This is a genomic window from Aquimarina spinulae (assembly GCF_943373825.1).
GTDB classification, from domain to species: Bacteria; Bacteroidota; Bacteroidia; order Flavobacteriales; family Flavobacteriaceae; genus Aquimarina; species Aquimarina spinulae.
Window position 1 is genome coordinate 2,909,330 of the sequence record NZ_CALSBP010000002.1, and the last position, 16,147, is coordinate 2,925,476.

The following is a 16,147-nucleotide window of genomic DNA, read 5'->3' on the forward strand; positions in this document are numbered from 1 at the left end:
GAAGATAATGAAAACTGTCGAAGTAACGTATGGAACTGTGATTTACAAGGTATAAACTATCTTTTTAAATTAGTCAACTTTAGTAGTCATGGTAATTTTATCTATATATTTTTCCTTTTCTAGAAAAAAATTCTCAATACTTCCGGATTCCTTGAATCCCATTTTTCTATATAAAGCAATACCGGGAAGATTTGTGGCATAAACTTCTAGCCATAGTACTTTTAATATTTCATTTTCTTTTGACCATTCTAATACATTTTGAATCAAAAGAGTACCGATGCTTTGGTTTTGCCATTGGGTATGAATTCCCATTCCTATCATGGCAGTGTGTTGCATCTTTTTACGCCAACTACCAGTAAGATCTATGTTTCCAATAATATTACCGTCACTTTCGGCTACCAATAATAAACTATTGGATTGTTGATGAAGATTTTGAATAAGCTCACTTTCTTCTTTTATTGTATTAGAATATTCGTAATCAAACAAAGGAATAGTACTGGTGTCTTTAAGATACTCTAGTTTTAATGCTAATAATTGCTTAGCATCTGCCGGTGTAGCTTCTCTAATTAAAAGAGGTTTTCCTAATTTGGTATGATATGTTTTCGAGATAAAGTTCAATCGATATTATGCGTTAGGGTTCTTATCCCGAATTCTTTTATAAAGTTTAATTCCCATCATAAGTATAATTGCGAGTGATAGTATCCCTACAACTCCATATATCCAGTTTACTGCATCTCGAACGATAACAAGAAAAATGACCGAAAAGAGAATGATTGTTGAACCTTCATTCCACATTCGCATATGTCCAGATGACCATTTTATAATATCAAGCTGCAGTTGTTTATAGATATGATGGCACTTAAGGTGATACATAATAAGTAACACTACAAACCCAAGTTTAACATGCATCCAAGGTTGTTGTAGCCAAGCTGGCATTAAAATGAGTAACCAAATTGCAAATAAAGTTGCTAATATAGCAGAAGGCCAGGTGATAATAAACCAAAGACGTTTAGCCATTAATTTAAGTTGTTTACCTAATATGTCTCTATCGGGTAGAGGCTTTTGAGAAGCTTCTATTTGATAGATAAACAACCTGGGAATATAAAATAGCCCGGCAAACCATGTGATCACAAAGATCAGGTGCAAAGATTTTATGTAATTATAATATTCGAGCATTTATTTCTAGTATGATAGCATTCTTTTTATCAACTCAGGATATGATAGTAGTCTAAATCTAATTTCAAAAGTATTAAATAATTATGTACTGTCAACTTGGTTCTAGTCGAGAAATATGTAATTTTTTAAATGACTATGATTTTTACGTTCTGACAAAATATTAACGGGACATGATTTAAACTTCTTTCGAATTACTCACATTTTGTAGAGAAAATGGTATTTGATTAGTTTTGATATCAAAAAACTAGCAAATCAGCTTATATTTACCCTAAAACAAAAACGTGATTTATGGATAAATTTACGTTAATAACAATTTTGAACATAATTAATTTCAACAAAGATTGAATACTATACTATTAGGTTTTGCAATTATTGTCAGTGGAAGTATAGGATATTTTATAAGTATCGCATTAGTCACTACTTCTTTTTATAAGAATAGGGCAAATAACTATCTCTCCCTATCATTATTTTTGCTAACAAGTTTGACTTTATTTGGGTGGTTTGATATAGAAGATACGGTTTTAGAATTTTTAAACAACCCTGTATTAGAGTACCTATTTGGAGTTACTCTATTTACCTATTTTCTAATTCAAATTCAACATAAGTACCTTAAAGAAAGTTGGTATAAATGGCTTTATCTTCCTTTCATTTGCTCTTTGATTATAGAAACTATTCTTTATTTAGATACTATTTTTAACTTCTATAATTCGGATTTTGTTGATCTGCAATTTCATATTATGGATAATGCATCATTTGTCTATAATGTGTTTTTAATCTTTTGGGGAAGGAAATTAATAAAAGGTTCTCATACTATTTCAGAAGATAAAAAGAGTTGGCTATTAAGATTAAACCTTTTTATAATATGCATTATAATATGCTGGCTTTTATCTACAATAGAGTTCTATGTATTCAATTCAGAATATGCTACAAGTTTTCTATGGATACTGCTTTCCTTTTTATTGTGGTGGGTATTATATTACGGAGTGTTCAAACTACAGATAATAGTTCAAAAAGACGAAATACACCAATATTTAGTTTCAAAAAACACACATAATACTCAGGCAAAAAAGAAAATAAGAAAGACTACTGTTTCTAAAATTATTACCTCACTTTATATATTAATGGAGGAGGAAGAGTTATATAAAAACCCTCTTTTAAGCAGGTTAGATCTGGCAAATCGGTTAGAAACTAGCGAAGGGTATTTATCTCAAATCATAAATCAGGAAATCAATAAAAGCGTTATTCAGTTTGTAAACGAATATCGAATTGAAGCGGCTAAAAACTTATTGCATGATCCGGTATTTAATAAATATTCTATCGAAGCTATAGGCATGGAAGCTGGTTTTAAATCTAAGAGTGCTTTCTATAACGCTTTTAATACCAGTTTAGGGATGTCTCCGGGAGCCTATAGAAAACTTCAAAAAAAGTCCTGATTTGTATTGATCTACCGTTTCAGTACTTCTTCAATCCCAAAATTACTTTTTTATTTTTTTGATACAGATACTTTTACTTCAGTTAATCAAAAAATATAAAAATGACTAAAATATTTTTTACTTCCCTTTTAGTAATGAGTTCTTATTTTGGGTTTTCTCAAAATGAAAAAGACATATCAGTAGAAAAATCAGTTTTTGGGATTCAAACTGGCTTATTAGGTATATGGGCTCACAATGAATTAAAATTATCAAATCAAGTTGCTTTACGAAGTGAAGTTGGTTTAGGAGGTCTTAATACAGCAAACATTAGACCTGTGTTAGCATTAGAACCTCGTTGGTACTACAATCTAAAAAGGCGTGCTGATAAGAATAAAAGAATAGATGGTAATAGTGGTAATTACATATCTCTCAGAGCCCGTTATCATTTTCATAGTACCGAAGATGCTAAAAAATCTAATCTATATCATCTATTGACTGTTGTTACTTGGGGTATTAGAAGAAACATTGGCAAGCATTTTAATTACGAAGCTGGAGTTGGTACAGGGCTTGGTTTTGAGAAAGGGAATGACAGAGAGGTTAATTTCTTGGTGCCTTATGCTACCTTCACTATTGGATATCGTTTTTAGCAATTTTCGTAATCTTTAAATAGTACAGAATACCGTTTTCTTTTGATCAAGTGTTTTTTTGAATAGATCATCAAACTTTACAATTTTCAACTATAATAATTTCAAAAATAAAACTATGATGAATTCATATATTAAGATAAAAACAGAAATAATAAAGTATGTTAAAGCGTGTTTGCTAATACTCGTTTTATTAATTTTTACCACCTGTCAATCTGATGATGATACACCTTCTCCTATAGTAGATCCAATTAATGGTTTTTGGGTATCAGCCGAAAAAGGGTGGATTTTTGAATTTACTGACGGTAAAGATATATTTTATAATATAAATACTGCGGGATGTTCAATTCAGGATGATGATTTTGTTCCTGAAGAATTTTTTGGATTAAAATTAGATCTGGTGAGCGAAAATGAGCTAATAGCATCTACCGACTTATCCGATTCAGATGTGAAATTTACCCGGTTACCAAATCAAAATCCAAACTGTTTGCCAGATCAGATTTCTGCTACAGAAGATCCACAGGTTAATTTTGATCATTTCTGGAATATTTTTAATGACCACTATGCTTTTTTCGAAACTAGAAATGTAGACTGGTCTCAATATGAGAATTTAAGAGATCAGGTTACAGCTGAGAACCTATATGATATTGTAGAAGAGCTAGTCCTTTTGTTAGAGGATGAACATGTAGGTGTCACAGATGAAGATAAAGATATTCAAATTGAACCAGGAGAGCCAAAATTATTAGAAAGACTAAATGCTAACCTAAGTGGAGATCTCATTATAGAGAATATAGACGATTATGATGCTCTTGCAAGTCAAAAAGTGACAACAATAGTAACAAAATATTTAGGGGGGAATTATGAAATAGATGACAATGGGAATATTCTATGGGGATTGATCAATGATGATATTGGATACATTAATATTGTAAAGATGGAAGGATACGGAACAAATTTTAGTGATGAGTTGACCGCATTAAATGCTGTATTAGATATGATGATGAACGATCTTAAAGCATCAGGAGTTTCTAAACTAATTATTGACATACGTTTTAATGATGGAGGTCATGATACTGCAGCCTTAAATATGGTATCCCGTTTTATGGATCAGGAGCGAATTTCATATTTTAAAAAAGCTAGATTAGGTAACGGTTTTACCGAAAATAAATCCTTTTCTGTAGTACCTCGTGGAGATTTTCAATTTACAGGAGATATCATATTGCTCACAAGTCCCTATAGTATAAGTGCAGCAGATCTTTTTGCTTTATGTATGAAAGATTTACCGTATGTGACCATTGTAGGAGAAAATACTGCTGGTGCTTTTTCTACTATTCTTACGCATGTATTGCCTAATGGAGCAGAAGTGGGATTATCTAATGAAATATATACTGATGCGCAAGGAGAAGTTTTTGAAGTTATTGGTATTGGTCCTGAAAATGAAGAAAATCGAGTACCGTTTTTGTCAACTATAGATTTTCAAGAAGAAAAAGATAGTGGTATAGAACGTGCTTTGGAATTACTTAGTAATTAGACAGTTTATTCAGCGCGCTTCAAGAAGAGAATCCAATTTAAAATAAATTACGCTTGTCGTTAAGTTTAGGTATAACAAAAGTGTTATAGAATATAAACCCGTTGCGCATTTTGATATATCAAAATGCGCAACGGATAATATAAATGCAATAGTATTATCTCATAGCTATTGGTGTTTCCAATGTTCTAGTAATAGCAAAAGAATTTTTTGAATTTATTTTTCTACAAAAAGATAATTAAGCTGCAAGGTGTTGAATTCAGTATTAAAACGTTTAATTTCTTCGGTAATTAATTTGTCAAAATTAGCTAATTGATCATCGATCTTTTTAGTGAGTTCATTTTTTACAGCAATATCTTGTTCTGTAGGACCAAAATCCCCCATACCTACCAGAGAATTTAGGTGCCCTAGTTTGTTGGTAAGTTTAATAGGAAAGTTTAAAGGATCCTGATTACTTTTGTTTTTGGTTTGGTATAATGCTTTTTCGATTTCGCCAAATTGTTTTTGTAAGTCTGAAGCCTTTTTTACCAGATCTTTAGTTGCCGAATTGTCTTTATACTGTGTCGAAAATGCTTTAAGCTGGGCGTTAATTTTTCTGATTTTCTTTATAGATTTATGCGCCTTGTCTACTGTTTTATTTATACTGGTAATAAAATCAAATTGCGATTGCATTTGTTGTGACGATGCTTCTGTTCTGGGATCGGCCACTATGGTAAAAGGTTGTTTAGATACTTCTTTCCCATTTACTGCAAGACTTACATTATAATTACCAGGTATAGCTTTTGGACCATTAAGATTTGCCCACCAAAGAATCATACCATCTAATTTTTCTGCTCCCTCTCCTCTCATATTCCAGGCAAATAGTTGTGCTCCTTTTTTCTCTATTTTTAATTGATCTTTTTTATCTTTTGCTTTTGTACTAAATGATTTTAGTGTATCATTTTTAGTATTAAAATAGGTTAAAGAAACTGTATCTTTTGCTGCGTCATAATTTTTGAGATAGAAATACGTCATAACACCAGCGGGATGATTAGTTCCTGCTGTTTTAGAATCTTTAACACTTCCTCCACCCATGCGATAAGAATTCTTGGGTTTATATAAAATATGATTTTGAGTTTTCATCGCATTACTTAACTGATGTAAGACCGTTAAATCATCAATTATCCAAAGACTTCTCCCTTGCGTAGCAACAATCAAATTATTATCCTTAATTGTTAGATCTGTAATGGGCACAATAGGTAAATTCAATTGAAAAGACTCCCAGTTTACTCCATCATTAAAAGAGATATACATACCTGTTTCTGTACCCGCATATAATACTCCTTTTTGGTTGGGATCCTCACGAAGAACACGTGTAAAATGTTCGTTTTTGATTCCATTTGTAATTTTTGTCCATGATTTACCATAATCGGTAGTCTTATATAGATAAGGAGCAAAGTCTCCTGATTTATATTTAGTACCGGCAATATAGCAAGTACCCTCCGCAAAAACACTGGGCTCGATACTATTGATCATCATCCACTCTGGCATTCCTTTCGGTGTTACATTGTTCCAGGATTTTCCTCCATCCTGACTTACATGTACAAGACCATCATCACTTCCTACCCAAAGTAACCCTTCTTTAACCGGGCTTTCTGCAGCAGCAAAAATGGTACAATAATATTCTACAGATGTGTTGTCTTGTGTGATAGGGCCTCCAGAAGATTTTTGTTTATCAGGGTCGTTTCTGGTTAAATCGGGACTAATCACTTTCCAGCTTTGTCCTTCATTTTCGGTAACATGAACATGATTAGAAAATGTATATAGTCTGTTTGGATTATGTTTAGAGAATAGTATTGGGAAATTCCATTGAAAACGATATTTCATGTCTTCTGCACCATGCCCCATAGGATTATCTGGCCATACACTAATAGAGCGTACTGTTTCTGTTTTATGATTTACCCGGGTAAGAAAGCCATCATAACTGCCTCCGTAAACAACATCATTATCTTTAGGATCGACAGCAATATGGGCCGATTCCCCTCCGGCTGTACTTTCCCAATCATCTTCAGAAATACTCCATCCTGTACTTCTATGATTGATACGTATAGTAGAATTATCCTGTTGAGCAGCATAGATTCTATATGGAAAACTATTATCGGTAGTCACTCGGTAAAACTGCGAAGTGGGTTGATTGTGATATGTACTCCAGGTCTCACCCCCATCATAGGTGACTTGTGCACCACCATCATCACCAATTACCATACGTTTTGGGTTTTCTGGAGCAATCCATAGATCATGGTGATCTCCATGCGGAGCGCGATAACTGCTAAAATTTTTACCTCCGTCTTTACTTTTATGATACGATACATTAACGACATAGACAACATCTATATCTTGTGGATCAGCATAAATACGACTATAATACCATGCACGTTGACGTAGGCTTCTGCTACTGTTTAATTGGCTCCAGGTGTCACCGCCATCATCACTGCGATATACCCCGCCTTTTTCTTTATTTTCTACAATAGCCCACACTCGTTCACTATTTACGGGAGAAACAGTTACTCCCATAATTCCTAAAGTATCTTTGGCAAATCCTTTGTGTTGCGAAATTTCATTCCATGTTTGTCCACTATCTGTACTTTTCCAAAGGGCAGAACCTTTTCCTCCAGAGCTAAGGCTATAAGGTGTTCTTCTTGCATTCCACGTTGAAGCATACAAAATTCGAGGATTATTTGGATCTAAAGTTAGATCTACCGCTCCGGCATCTTGATTTGCAAACAGTACTTTATTCCATGTTGTTCCTCCATCAATACTTTTATATACCCCACGATTTTGAGTAGGTTTATATATATTGCCTAATACTGCAGCATATACAATATCAGGATTAGTAGGATGAATAGTTATTCTTGGGATATGCCTGCTTTTAGGAAGACCAGCTTGCACCCACGTTTTACCAGCATCAACACTTTTCCAGATACCATAACCCGAAGATACATTTCCTCGTAATGTTTTTTCTCCACCACCTACATAGATTACATTAGGATCACTTTTAGATATGGCAATTGCACCAATTGACCCTCCAAAGAAACCATCAGAGATATTTTTCCAGGTACGTCCACCGTCTGTAGTTTTCCAAACTCCACCACCAGTGGCTCCAAAATAAAATAGATTAGGCTTTCCTGGTACTCCAGTTACAGCTGCACTTCGCCCACCACGAAATGGTCCAATAAGTCTATATTCTAGAGCGTCATAAAGTTCCTGATTATACGTTTGAGAGTTGGATGTAAAAATACTTGAGAAAGTAAAAAAGAGTAAAAGAATTAGGTTACCGAATTGTGAATGCATAGTTAGTTGATATTTAATTTAAAAGCTTTGCATTTTCAGATAAATTATAGATAAAATAGATTTGATGGGATACTAAAGTCTGGAATTAAAAATTATTCCAAAAGATTTTCACGTAATTTTAACCTTAGCTATTGAGATCATTTCTAATTTTGAAGCATGGTTATAGAAGGTTTTATACTTGTCTTAAGTTGTTTGGGCGTTATTCAGGCTCTTTTCTTATGTTTTTATCTTTTTACGCTTAAAAAAGGAAATAGAAAAGCGAATATATTTTTGGCTTTAGTATTGTTAGGATTAACAATACGAATAGGGAAATCTGTTTTTCATAATTATATAGAAGTTGATCCCAGATTAAGGAATTTGGCTATTTCGACAATATTGGCAGTAGGTCCTTTTCTTTGGTTTTATGGAAAAACTCTTTTTGAGAAACAGCAAACCTTTTCAAACCGATACTATATTCATTTAGCCCCTTTTGGATTATTTGTTTTGTGTAGCCCTTTTATTCCTAATAATGGAGATGTGCTCTCGTATGTTGCATATTCTTTGGTTCTCCTTCATTTTGGTATCTATTTATCCATTTGCTGGAAAACTATTTTAAAAATCACAAACGATGCAAATCCTCAACTTTTAAAATGGTATAGAAATATTGTAGTTGGAGTTAGCGTGATTTGGGCACTGTATCTTGGTATTTTTCTAAGGTTGATTCCATTTTATATTTTGGGTGCTATTTCTTTTTCATTTTTAATATATATGTTTTCTTACCTGCTTTTAAAAAGACATGTTTTTGCTTTAGAAAAATATAGCAACTCTAAAATTGATCGAGAAACCTCTAAAGAATTACTTCATCGTGTAAAAGAACTATTTGAAAATGAGAAAATTTATTTAGATAGTAGCATTTCATTAAAGACTATAGCAGAAAAATTATCAGTTCCCTCTAGAGAGCTATCTCAGGTGATTAATGAGAATGAGCAAAAGAATTTCTCTGAGTTTGTAAATCATTTTCGAATAACAAAAGCCAAAAAATTGCTGGTAAATTCTGAGTATGCATTAGAAAAAATTGCAACCATAGCTTATGATTGCGGTTTTGGTAATGTTACATCTTTTAATCTTGCTTTTAAGGCTGAAACTAAGCTTACACCTTCACAATATAGGACTCAATATAGTGCTGCTTGATTGATTTTTCGTTTTAAAGATCGTGTTTTTTAAAGGGTTTTGATCTAGTCTTTTGGATTTTGCACTCAGAAAAATTCAAAATGATGTCAATGAATAAATCAATATTCGCACTGTTTTTGATTGTGACAGCTTGCACTAAAATTGAAAAGCCTTCAGAAGTTTTACAAACAAAAACACGTCCAACAAAAGAAATCATAATAGATAGTCTTAAGCATCCCTGGAGCATGGTTTTTTTTATCAGAAGATGAAGTTCTGATATCTGAAAAGGATGGAGATCTGGTTAAAGTAAACCTTATTTCAAAAGAAAAAAGAGTTATTAAAGGGTTTCCACGTGATCTTACTGATAGTATTAGAGTCGTTACAGGAGGCGATAATTCTGGTATTTTTGAAGTATTGTTGGATCCTGATTTCAGCAACAATAAATACGTATATCTTTCGTATGCTGCAAAAAGGAAAGGAGAAGGAAGTGCCACAAAAGTAGTGCGTGCAGTACTAAAAAATGATTCCTTAGTTACTACAAAAACATTGCTCGAAGCCGGGCCTTTTACAAGAGAATATTTTCATTACGGAGGAGGGATGACTTTTGGGCTTGATGGTAAATTATACATTACCATGGGGGAACGATTGTTTAAAGAAATTGATGAACCCGAAATACCGATTGCTCAGGATATAACCGATAAACGAGGGAAAATCTATCGAATAAACCCCGATGGAAGTATACCTGATGATAATCCTGATTTTGGTACAACAGCGGTTCCTGGAGTTTATGCAATCGGAATTAGAGCTGCACAGGGGATAACAACACATCCAGAAACAGGTGAGATATGGTTTAGCGAGCACGGCACCCGACAAGGAGATGAGGTTAATATGCTAAAATCTGGAGCTAATTATGGCTGGCCCATTATAACTACAGGAGGTTATCGAAGTAAAGAGTATTATCCTCCTAAAATTGAAGGAGCTGTATTTACGGATCCCATTTGGTATTGGCAGCACACTGTTGCACCTACCGGACTCATATTTTATACAGGTGATGAATTTCCCGAATGGAAAAATGATTTACTGGTTCCTGGTTTGAGTAGAGGAAGTCTGTGGAGATTTAGAATTGAAAATAAAACCATAAAAAGTACCGAGGAATTATTTACTGACGATAGAATACGATCCAGAAAAATAACGCAAAGCCCAGAAGGAAAACTCTATTTACTAACCGATGAACCTAATGGGAAAATTTTAAGAATAAAAAATAATCAATAACCTTAATATGAAGTGATTTAAACCACTTCTTTAATAAAACAAAACACATGAAAACCTATTTTTGGATAACCCTATTTTTAGTTAGCTGTAACATCACCATTGCACAATCAGAAGATGATAATATACGCTCTTCGATTAATAAATATCTGAAGGGAACCTCATACAGCCAACCAGAAGTGATTAAAGAAGCTTTTTATGATGAAGCGAATTTGTTTCTTACTCATAAAGAGAAAAAACTATGGATTGTACCCATCAAAGAATATGCTTCATGGTTTGAAAAAAGGGAGCAAGGAAAATTTAATGGTAGAACAGGTAAAATATTATCTGTAGACAGAGAAAATGATATTGCTATGGCAAAAGCCGAAATCTTGATAGAAGGTAAAAATGTACGATATATCGATATTTTTCTTCTGAAAAAGATTGATGGAGAGTGGAAAATTATTAGCAAAGCAGCTACAACCAAAAAGTAAAAACAACTAGTTACTTTTTGTAATAAGCTTAGTTCTCACTTCCCGGTTCAGAAAATACCCGGTAACCAGAGTTGCCAGAATATCTGCTATCGGGAAAGAAATCCAAACCCCTAATTCACCATAAAACTTAGGAAGAATTAAAATAAGTGGAATAAAAAAGAAACCTTGTCTTGATAATGTAAGTAATAAAGCGGGAATGGCTTTCCCTACGGCCTGAAAATAGGCAGCTCCTATAAGCTGAAGTGCAATAATAGGTGTCGCAGCAAACACCCATCGCATAGGTTCTGCAGTATGAGATAACACATATTGATTTAGAGCTAATTCTTTAGGAGCTAGATTAGGGTTGTTACTCAGAAATAAAGTTGTTATTTCTGCCGGAAAAATCATTAGCCCAATAAAAACTAATGATGCCAAGATCGCAGCATATTTGATTGCGGTATTAATAGATTCTCTAACACGAGGGTAATGTTGCGCGCCGTAATTATATCCAGCAATGGGTAAAAACCCTTGTGTAACACCAAATACAGGAAACAGAGCAAACATTAACATTCGACCAATAATAGCATATACTGCTACCAGGCCTTCTTGTCCTAGATCGAATAAAATATTGTTCATTAATAAATAGGTAATGCTTACTACAGCTTGCCTGGCCAGGGTTACTCCACCAAGTGAAGCAATTTCTGAAACGATCTCTTTTTGTAAGCCAAGATGACGAAAACTAATCTTTAATTCAGAGTTTTTAGAACTGAAAAACCAAAATATATATAAAAAACAAGCAAGATACGAGCCTGTTGTCGCCCATGCAGCACCGTGCATTCCCATATCCATTACGTTAATAAAAAGATAATCCATAAACAGATTACCAACTGTGGGGATAATCATAGCCGTCATAGCAAATTTGGGCTTTCCTTCTGCTCTGATCACCGTATTACCCATCATAGCAAAACCGAGGATGGGTACACCATATAAAATAATAGTGTAGTAGATTTTGGCTGGTTCAAAAATATCTCCTTTTCCACCAAATTTTGGAATAATATCATCAACAAAAACCAAACCTAAAACAACCAAAGAAACCATAAAAATCAAAGAAAGAGTAATCTGATTTCCAAAAGTCTTGAGTGCTTTTTCCTTATTATTAGCACCTAATGCTCTAGAAATTATGCTAGAACCTCCTACGCCAATAGACATTCCTAATGCAGCAATAAAAAAGGATACGGGAAGTACTACATTAATAGCTGCAATGGCAATAGAACCGATCCAGTTACCAACAAAGATCGAATCTATTAGAATATTAAGTGACATCACCAATATCCCTATAGAGGCCGGAACTGCTTGCTTTATTAGCAATTTCCCAATAGGCTCTGTCCCCAGAGCTTCAGAAGTTATTTTTGCCATTATACCGCTTGGGTTTTGACAATAACCCATTCATTCACCCAGTTAGCAAGTAGATCTGCCCAATCATCACGATCATTAAGACAAGGAATGGTTGTGAATTCTTTACCACCAACTTCGTGAAAGATTTCTTTCCCTTCCATGGCTATTTCTTCTAAAGTTTCTAAACAATCTGATACAAATGCCGGAGTTACAATAGCCATTTTTTTGATTCCACCTTTCCCCATTCGTTCTATAGTACGATCGGTATAGGGTTGTAACCATGGATCAAAACCTAGGCGGGATTGAAAAGAAGTAGAGTAAGTACTATTTTTAAGGCCTAATTTTTTTGCTACTTGTACGGTTGTCATTTCACATTGATGACGATAGCAGTACTTATGTTGCTCTGATCCTTTTTTAAAGCAACACTTACCGTCCATTTTACAGTTTCCATTACTAATATCACTTTTCCGAATATGTCTTTCTGGTACTCCGTGATATGAAAATAAAAGATGTTCATATTCAATACCTTCTAGTTTTTCTGCAATACTTTTGGATAAGATTTCAATATACTCAGGTTTGTTGTAAAAAGCAGGAACATCAATAAGTTTCATATTGGGGAAATACTCTTTTTGCAATTTTTCGGCAAGAACTAAAATAGTTTCGGTAGTTGCCATAGCAAATTGAGGATAAAGAGGAACAATCATGACTTCATTTACACCTTTGTCCTGTAATTCCTGCAATCCCTTTTTGATATTCATCGAACCATAGCGCATTGCCAAACCAACAGGGATTGAAGTACGATCTGCTACTTTTTTCTGTAATCTTTCTGATAGTACAATTAGGGGAGAACCTTCATCCCACCAGATTTTTTTATAAGCTGCTGCTGATTTTTTTGGTCGGGTATTTAAGATAATCCCTTTTACCAGTAAAGTTCGCGCCCATAACGGAACATCGATTACTCTGGGATCCATCAAAAATTCACCAAGATATTTTTTTACATCCTTTGGATCAGTACTATCTGGTGATCCAAGATTAACAAGGAGAACTCCTTTACTCATAATTTTCTTTTTGCACACACAAAAATACAAACTATAAAGAGTAATGATACTAAAAGTGATAAGACTTTTTGATAGTGGTATTGTAGAATTAGTGCATAATCCTATTAAAACCAAAACAGAACTTAAAATACGTTAAATTCTGGCAAACCGAAAGTTGGGTAGTTTTATTTTAGTATTTTTAGGTGATTAAAAAAAGCAAAGATGAAACGTATAATTGTAGATGTCGAAAAAGATAAACTACCCTTTATTCTGGAGTTGTTAGAACAGTTTGATTTTGTATCTGTTTTGGCAGATGCTTCTGATGAGGATCAAGGAATGTATGATTCGATAGTATCCTTACAAAAAGGAGTAGGTATTCCCAGAGGGGAATCATTCGACTAAATGAGTTTTAGTTTAAGCTCATCACATATTTTTTTGGAGTAGTGCCAAATTTCTTTTTAAATGCAGCTATAAAATGGCTAGCAGTGCTATATCCAACTTTTAAGCCTACTTCATTTACATTATGACTTCCCGAGGCTAATAATTGTCGGGCTACCTCCATTTTGTAATCAAACAAGAATGTATATACCGGTTCACCATAAATTTGTTTAAATCCGTCTTTAAGTTTTTTAAGAGGCAATCCAATCTCATTAGATAATTCCTGAAGTGTAGGAGGTTCTGCCATACGAGCAATAATAATTTCTTTAGCTTTCCGAATTTTTAGTACATTTTCTTCATCTACCAAAAATGGACATTGCTCTACATCTGCATCCCCTGGTCTATTAAAATAGAGACTTAATAATTCATATGCTTTCCCTTTAAAGTATAACAGTTTAATCGATTGATGTAAGTTATAATTCATAATTTGATTTAATACCACAGCCATTGAAGGAGAAATTTTGGCATCAGTATAGTATTTTTTATCACGGTTTCCTTCCCCAAGAAAAGGAATATAATCTGCTTCTTTAGAAAATAAAGAGTGAAACTTTTTTATTGAAATAAGGATAGTGATCAACCAGGAATCCTTTTCCATTTCGAGATTCATAGGAAGATCGCGTTGTGGGTTATAGAGAAGAAGCGAATTTTCTTCAGAAAGGTTTATGGCGTAGCTTCCGTTATTAAAGTTAAATTTAATCCCCCCCTTAATACAGAAATGAAATTGGATAAAACTACTATCGATGTCCCTTACAACTCGTTGATTTTCATTGGTTTCATTTTGAAATTTTAGAATATGAAAACCATCTTCTATTTGGGTTTCTTCTAGAATCCCTGGAGCGTTATTTTTTAGTTCAATTTCCATAATTGTAAAATTTTATTTATTTAGAATGAGTCTAAACTATCGACACAAGAATCTCTGGTAACTATACAAAAATAAGGGTTTTTAGTCATTTTTTTACAAAAAATATCTTAAACAACGTTTTCCGACACTTAAAATTCTTCTGGCGTTATTTTTTCTGATATATCTAAAATACTTTTGTTATGGAATATTATAGAATTGACTGCATGGAGTCTCACTCAAGAGCGAAAGGAACAAATTTTTACACTATTGGACTTAGTTATAAAAAAGCTGATGCAGAGATCAGAGGTCATTTTAGTGTAAACGAAGAAGCCAAAGAAGGAATACTACAACAAGCAAAAAAAGAAGGCATTGAAGCCTTGCTTGTTACCTCTACCTGTAATCGAACCGAATTACATGGTTTTGCTCAACATCCATTTCAATTAATCAAATTACTTTGCGAACATACTCATGGAACCGTAGAAGAGTTCGAAAAAGTAGCATACGTACATAAAAATAGTAAAGCAGTATCACATTTATTTAAAGTAGGTACAGGTCTGGATAGCCAGATATTAGGTGATTTTGAAATCATAAGTCAGCTAAAAAAAAGTTTTAAAGCTTCTAAAAAAGTAGAAGTTACTAATCCTTTTCTTGAAAGACTTGTCAATGCTGTAATTCAGGCAAGCAAACGCATCAAGAATGAGACTGAGATTTCATCAGGAGCAACCTCAGTTTCTTTTGCCTCAGTTCAATATATTCTTAAGAATGTAGAAAACATTTCAGACAAAAAAATAGTGCTTTTCGGGACTGGTAAAATAGGTAGAAATACCTGTGAAAATTTGGTAAAACATACCAAGAATGACCATATCACATTAATTAACCGAACAAAGGATAAAGCAGAAAAAATAGCAGGAAAATTTAATCTTGTCGTAAAGGATTACGCTAATATTCAGTCAGAAATAACAAATACAGATGTTCTTATTGTGGCTACGGGAGCGCAGAATCCTACCATTTCTAAACAGCTAATTCATTCGCAAAAGCCATTATTGATTTTAGATCTGTCTATTCCAAAAAATGTATCAGATGATGTGGTTGAGTTACCCAATGTAACTTTGGTACACTTGGATCATTTGTCAAAAATGACAGATGACACATTACAAAAAAGAAGACAATATATCCCACAAGCTGAGGGTATTATAGAAGAAGTAAAAACAGAATTTGATAGTTGGTTAGAAACCAGAAAATTTGCCCCGACTATTAAGGCACTTAAAAATAAATTATCGACATTAAAAGATGCAGAAATTAATCTACAACGAAAAAAATATGCAGATTTTGATGAAGAACAGGCAGATATTATTAGTAGCCGAATCATTCAGAAAATCACGAATCATTTTGCCAATCATCTTAAAGATGATAATACTTCGGCAGATGAAAGCATAGAATTGATTCAAAAAGTATTTCAATTACAAAACAAATAAC

14 protein-coding genes are annotated in these 16,147 nt (G+C 33.5%); 8 read left to right on the forward strand and 6 right to left on the reverse strand.

Annotation, left to right across the window (positions count from 1 at the left end; translation table 11 throughout):
* Positions 1–69: 69 nt before the first annotated feature.
* Positions 70–618, reverse strand: coding sequence for a GNAT family N-acetyltransferase (locus NNH57_RS18355; protein WP_074405676.1), 549 nt, complete (start codon positions 616–618; stop codon positions 70–72).
* 6 nt (positions 619–624) lie between these two features.
* On the reverse strand, positions 625–1,176 hold the full coding sequence (locus tag NNH57_RS18360; RefSeq protein WP_108808106.1) for a CopD family protein: 552 nt from the start codon (positions 1,174–1,176) through the stop codon (positions 625–627).
* A 341-nt stretch (positions 1,177–1,517) separates the two neighbouring features.
* Here NNH57_RS18360 and NNH57_RS18365 point away from each other — a divergent pair, with 341 nt between their 5' ends.
* The 3 genes from NNH57_RS18365 to NNH57_RS18375 all read left to right on the forward strand — a co-directional run bounded on the left by NNH57_RS18365 (position 1,518) and on the right by NNH57_RS18375 (position 4,763).
* On the forward strand, positions 1,518–2,609 hold the full coding sequence (locus NNH57_RS18365) for a helix-turn-helix domain-containing protein (protein WP_074405674.1): 1,092 nt from the start codon (positions 1,518–1,520) through the stop codon (positions 2,607–2,609).
* Between the two features lie 101 nt (positions 2,610–2,710).
* Entirely contained in the window at positions 2,711–3,235 is a 525-nt protein-coding gene (locus tag NNH57_RS18370; protein ID WP_074405673.1) for a hypothetical protein, read from the forward strand.
* Between the two features lie 115 nt (positions 3,236–3,350).
* Positions 3,351–4,763: a S41 family peptidase gene (locus tag NNH57_RS18375; protein ID WP_074405672.1), complete on the forward strand. Its 1,413-nt coding sequence runs from the start codon at positions 3,351–3,353 to the stop codon at positions 4,761–4,763.
* A 213-nt stretch (positions 4,764–4,976) separates the two neighbouring features.
* Here NNH57_RS18375 and NNH57_RS18380 read toward each other — a convergent pair whose 3' ends face one another.
* Positions 4,977–8,090, reverse strand: coding sequence for a WD40/YVTN/BNR-like repeat-containing protein (locus NNH57_RS18380; RefSeq protein WP_108808104.1), 3,114 nt, complete (start codon positions 8,088–8,090; stop codon positions 4,977–4,979).
* A 156-nt stretch (positions 8,091–8,246) separates the two neighbouring features.
* Between NNH57_RS18380 and NNH57_RS18385 the strand changes: the two genes are divergently transcribed.
* The 3 genes from NNH57_RS18385 to NNH57_RS18395 all read left to right on the forward strand — a co-directional run bounded on the left by NNH57_RS18385 (position 8,247) and on the right by NNH57_RS18395 (position 10,981).
* On the forward strand, positions 8,247–9,260 hold the full coding sequence (locus NNH57_RS18385; protein ID WP_108808103.1) for a helix-turn-helix domain-containing protein: 1,014 nt from the start codon (positions 8,247–8,249) through the stop codon (positions 9,258–9,260).
* Positions 9,261–9,473: 213 nt separating this feature from the next.
* On the forward strand, positions 9,474–10,511 hold the full coding sequence (locus tag NNH57_RS18390) for a PQQ-dependent sugar dehydrogenase (protein ID WP_256527545.1): 1,038 nt from the start codon (positions 9,474–9,476) through the stop codon (positions 10,509–10,511).
* Positions 10,512–10,558: 47 nt separating this feature from the next.
* A complete protein-coding gene (locus NNH57_RS18395) occupies positions 10,559–10,981 on the forward strand; it encodes a nuclear transport factor 2 family protein (protein ID WP_074405668.1) in 423 nt (140 codons plus the stop codon).
* A 6-nt stretch (positions 10,982–10,987) separates the two neighbouring features.
* Here NNH57_RS18395 and NNH57_RS18400 read toward each other — a convergent pair whose 3' ends face one another.
* Both NNH57_RS18400 and hemH read right to left on the reverse strand, forming a co-directional pair.
* Positions 10,988–12,376 carry an MATE family efflux transporter gene (locus tag NNH57_RS18400; RefSeq protein ID WP_108808101.1) on the reverse strand — a complete coding sequence of 463 codons (1,389 nt, stop codon included), beginning with the start codon at positions 12,374–12,376 and terminating at the stop codon, positions 10,988–10,990.
* Positions 12,376–13,413 carry a ferrochelatase gene (gene hemH, locus NNH57_RS18405; RefSeq protein WP_074405666.1) on the reverse strand — a complete coding sequence of 346 codons (1,038 nt, stop codon included), beginning with the start codon at positions 13,411–13,413 and terminating at the stop codon, positions 12,376–12,378. The genes NNH57_RS18400 and hemH overlap by 1 nt, the downstream gene beginning before the upstream one ends.
* Before the next feature lie 201 nt (positions 13,414–13,614).
* Here hemH and NNH57_RS18410 point away from each other — a divergent pair, with 201 nt between their 5' ends.
* The gene (locus tag NNH57_RS18410) at positions 13,615–13,794 is read left to right on the forward strand and encodes a hypothetical protein (protein WP_025665239.1); all 180 of its coding nucleotides are present in this window, start codon (positions 13,615–13,617) and stop codon (positions 13,792–13,794) included.
* Between the two features lie 7 nt (positions 13,795–13,801).
* Here NNH57_RS18410 and NNH57_RS18415 read toward each other — a convergent pair whose 3' ends face one another.
* On the reverse strand, positions 13,802–14,692 hold the full coding sequence (locus NNH57_RS18415; protein ID WP_074405665.1) for an AraC family transcriptional regulator: 891 nt from the start codon (positions 14,690–14,692) through the stop codon (positions 13,802–13,804).
* Positions 14,693–14,895: 203 nt separating this feature from the next.
* On the opposite strand from NNH57_RS18415, the gene hemA reads away from it, so the two are divergent.
* Positions 14,896–16,146, forward strand: a complete 1,251-nt coding sequence (gene hemA / locus NNH57_RS18420) for a glutamyl-tRNA reductase (protein ID WP_108808100.1) — start codon at positions 14,896–14,898, stop codon at positions 16,144–16,146.
* Position 16,147 lies beyond the last annotated feature (1 nt).

Excerpts from the sequence above, each read along its gene's own strand:
- hemH (WP_074405666.1), bottom strand. The coding sequence starts at position 13,413 with ATGAGTAAAGGAGTTCTCCTTGTTAATCTTGGATCACCAGATAGTACT.
- NNH57_RS18360 (WP_108808106.1), bottom strand. The coding sequence starts at position 1,176 with ATGCTCGAATATTATAATTACATAAAATCTTTGCACCTGATCTTTGTG.
- NNH57_RS18410 (WP_025665239.1), top strand. The coding sequence starts at position 13,615 with ATGAAACGTATAATTGTAGATGTCGAAAAAGATAAACTACCCTTTATT.
- NNH57_RS18395 (WP_074405668.1), top strand. The coding sequence starts at position 10,559 with ATGAAAACCTATTTTTGGATAACCCTATTTTTAGTTAGCTGTAACATC.
- NNH57_RS18375 (WP_074405672.1), top strand. The coding sequence starts at position 3,351 with ATGATGAATTCATATATTAAGATAAAAACAGAAATAATAAAGTATGTT.
- NNH57_RS18380 (WP_108808104.1), bottom strand. The coding sequence starts at position 8,090 with ATGCATTCACAATTCGGTAACCTAATTCTTTTACTCTTTTTTACTTTC.
- NNH57_RS18415 (WP_074405665.1), bottom strand. The coding sequence starts at position 14,692 with ATGGAAATTGAACTAAAAAATAACGCTCCAGGGATTCTAGAAGAAACC.
- NNH57_RS18400 (WP_108808101.1), bottom strand. The coding sequence starts at position 12,376 with ATGGCAAAAATAACTTCTGAAGCTCTGGGGACAGAGCCTATTGGGAAA.
- NNH57_RS18370 (WP_074405673.1), top strand. The coding sequence starts at position 2,711 with ATGACTAAAATATTTTTTACTTCCCTTTTAGTAATGAGTTCTTATTTT.
- hemA (WP_108808100.1), top strand. The coding sequence starts at position 14,896 with ATGGAGTCTCACTCAAGAGCGAAAGGAACAAATTTTTACACTATTGGA.
- NNH57_RS18385 (WP_108808103.1), top strand. The coding sequence starts at position 8,247 with ATGGTTATAGAAGGTTTTATACTTGTCTTAAGTTGTTTGGGCGTTATT.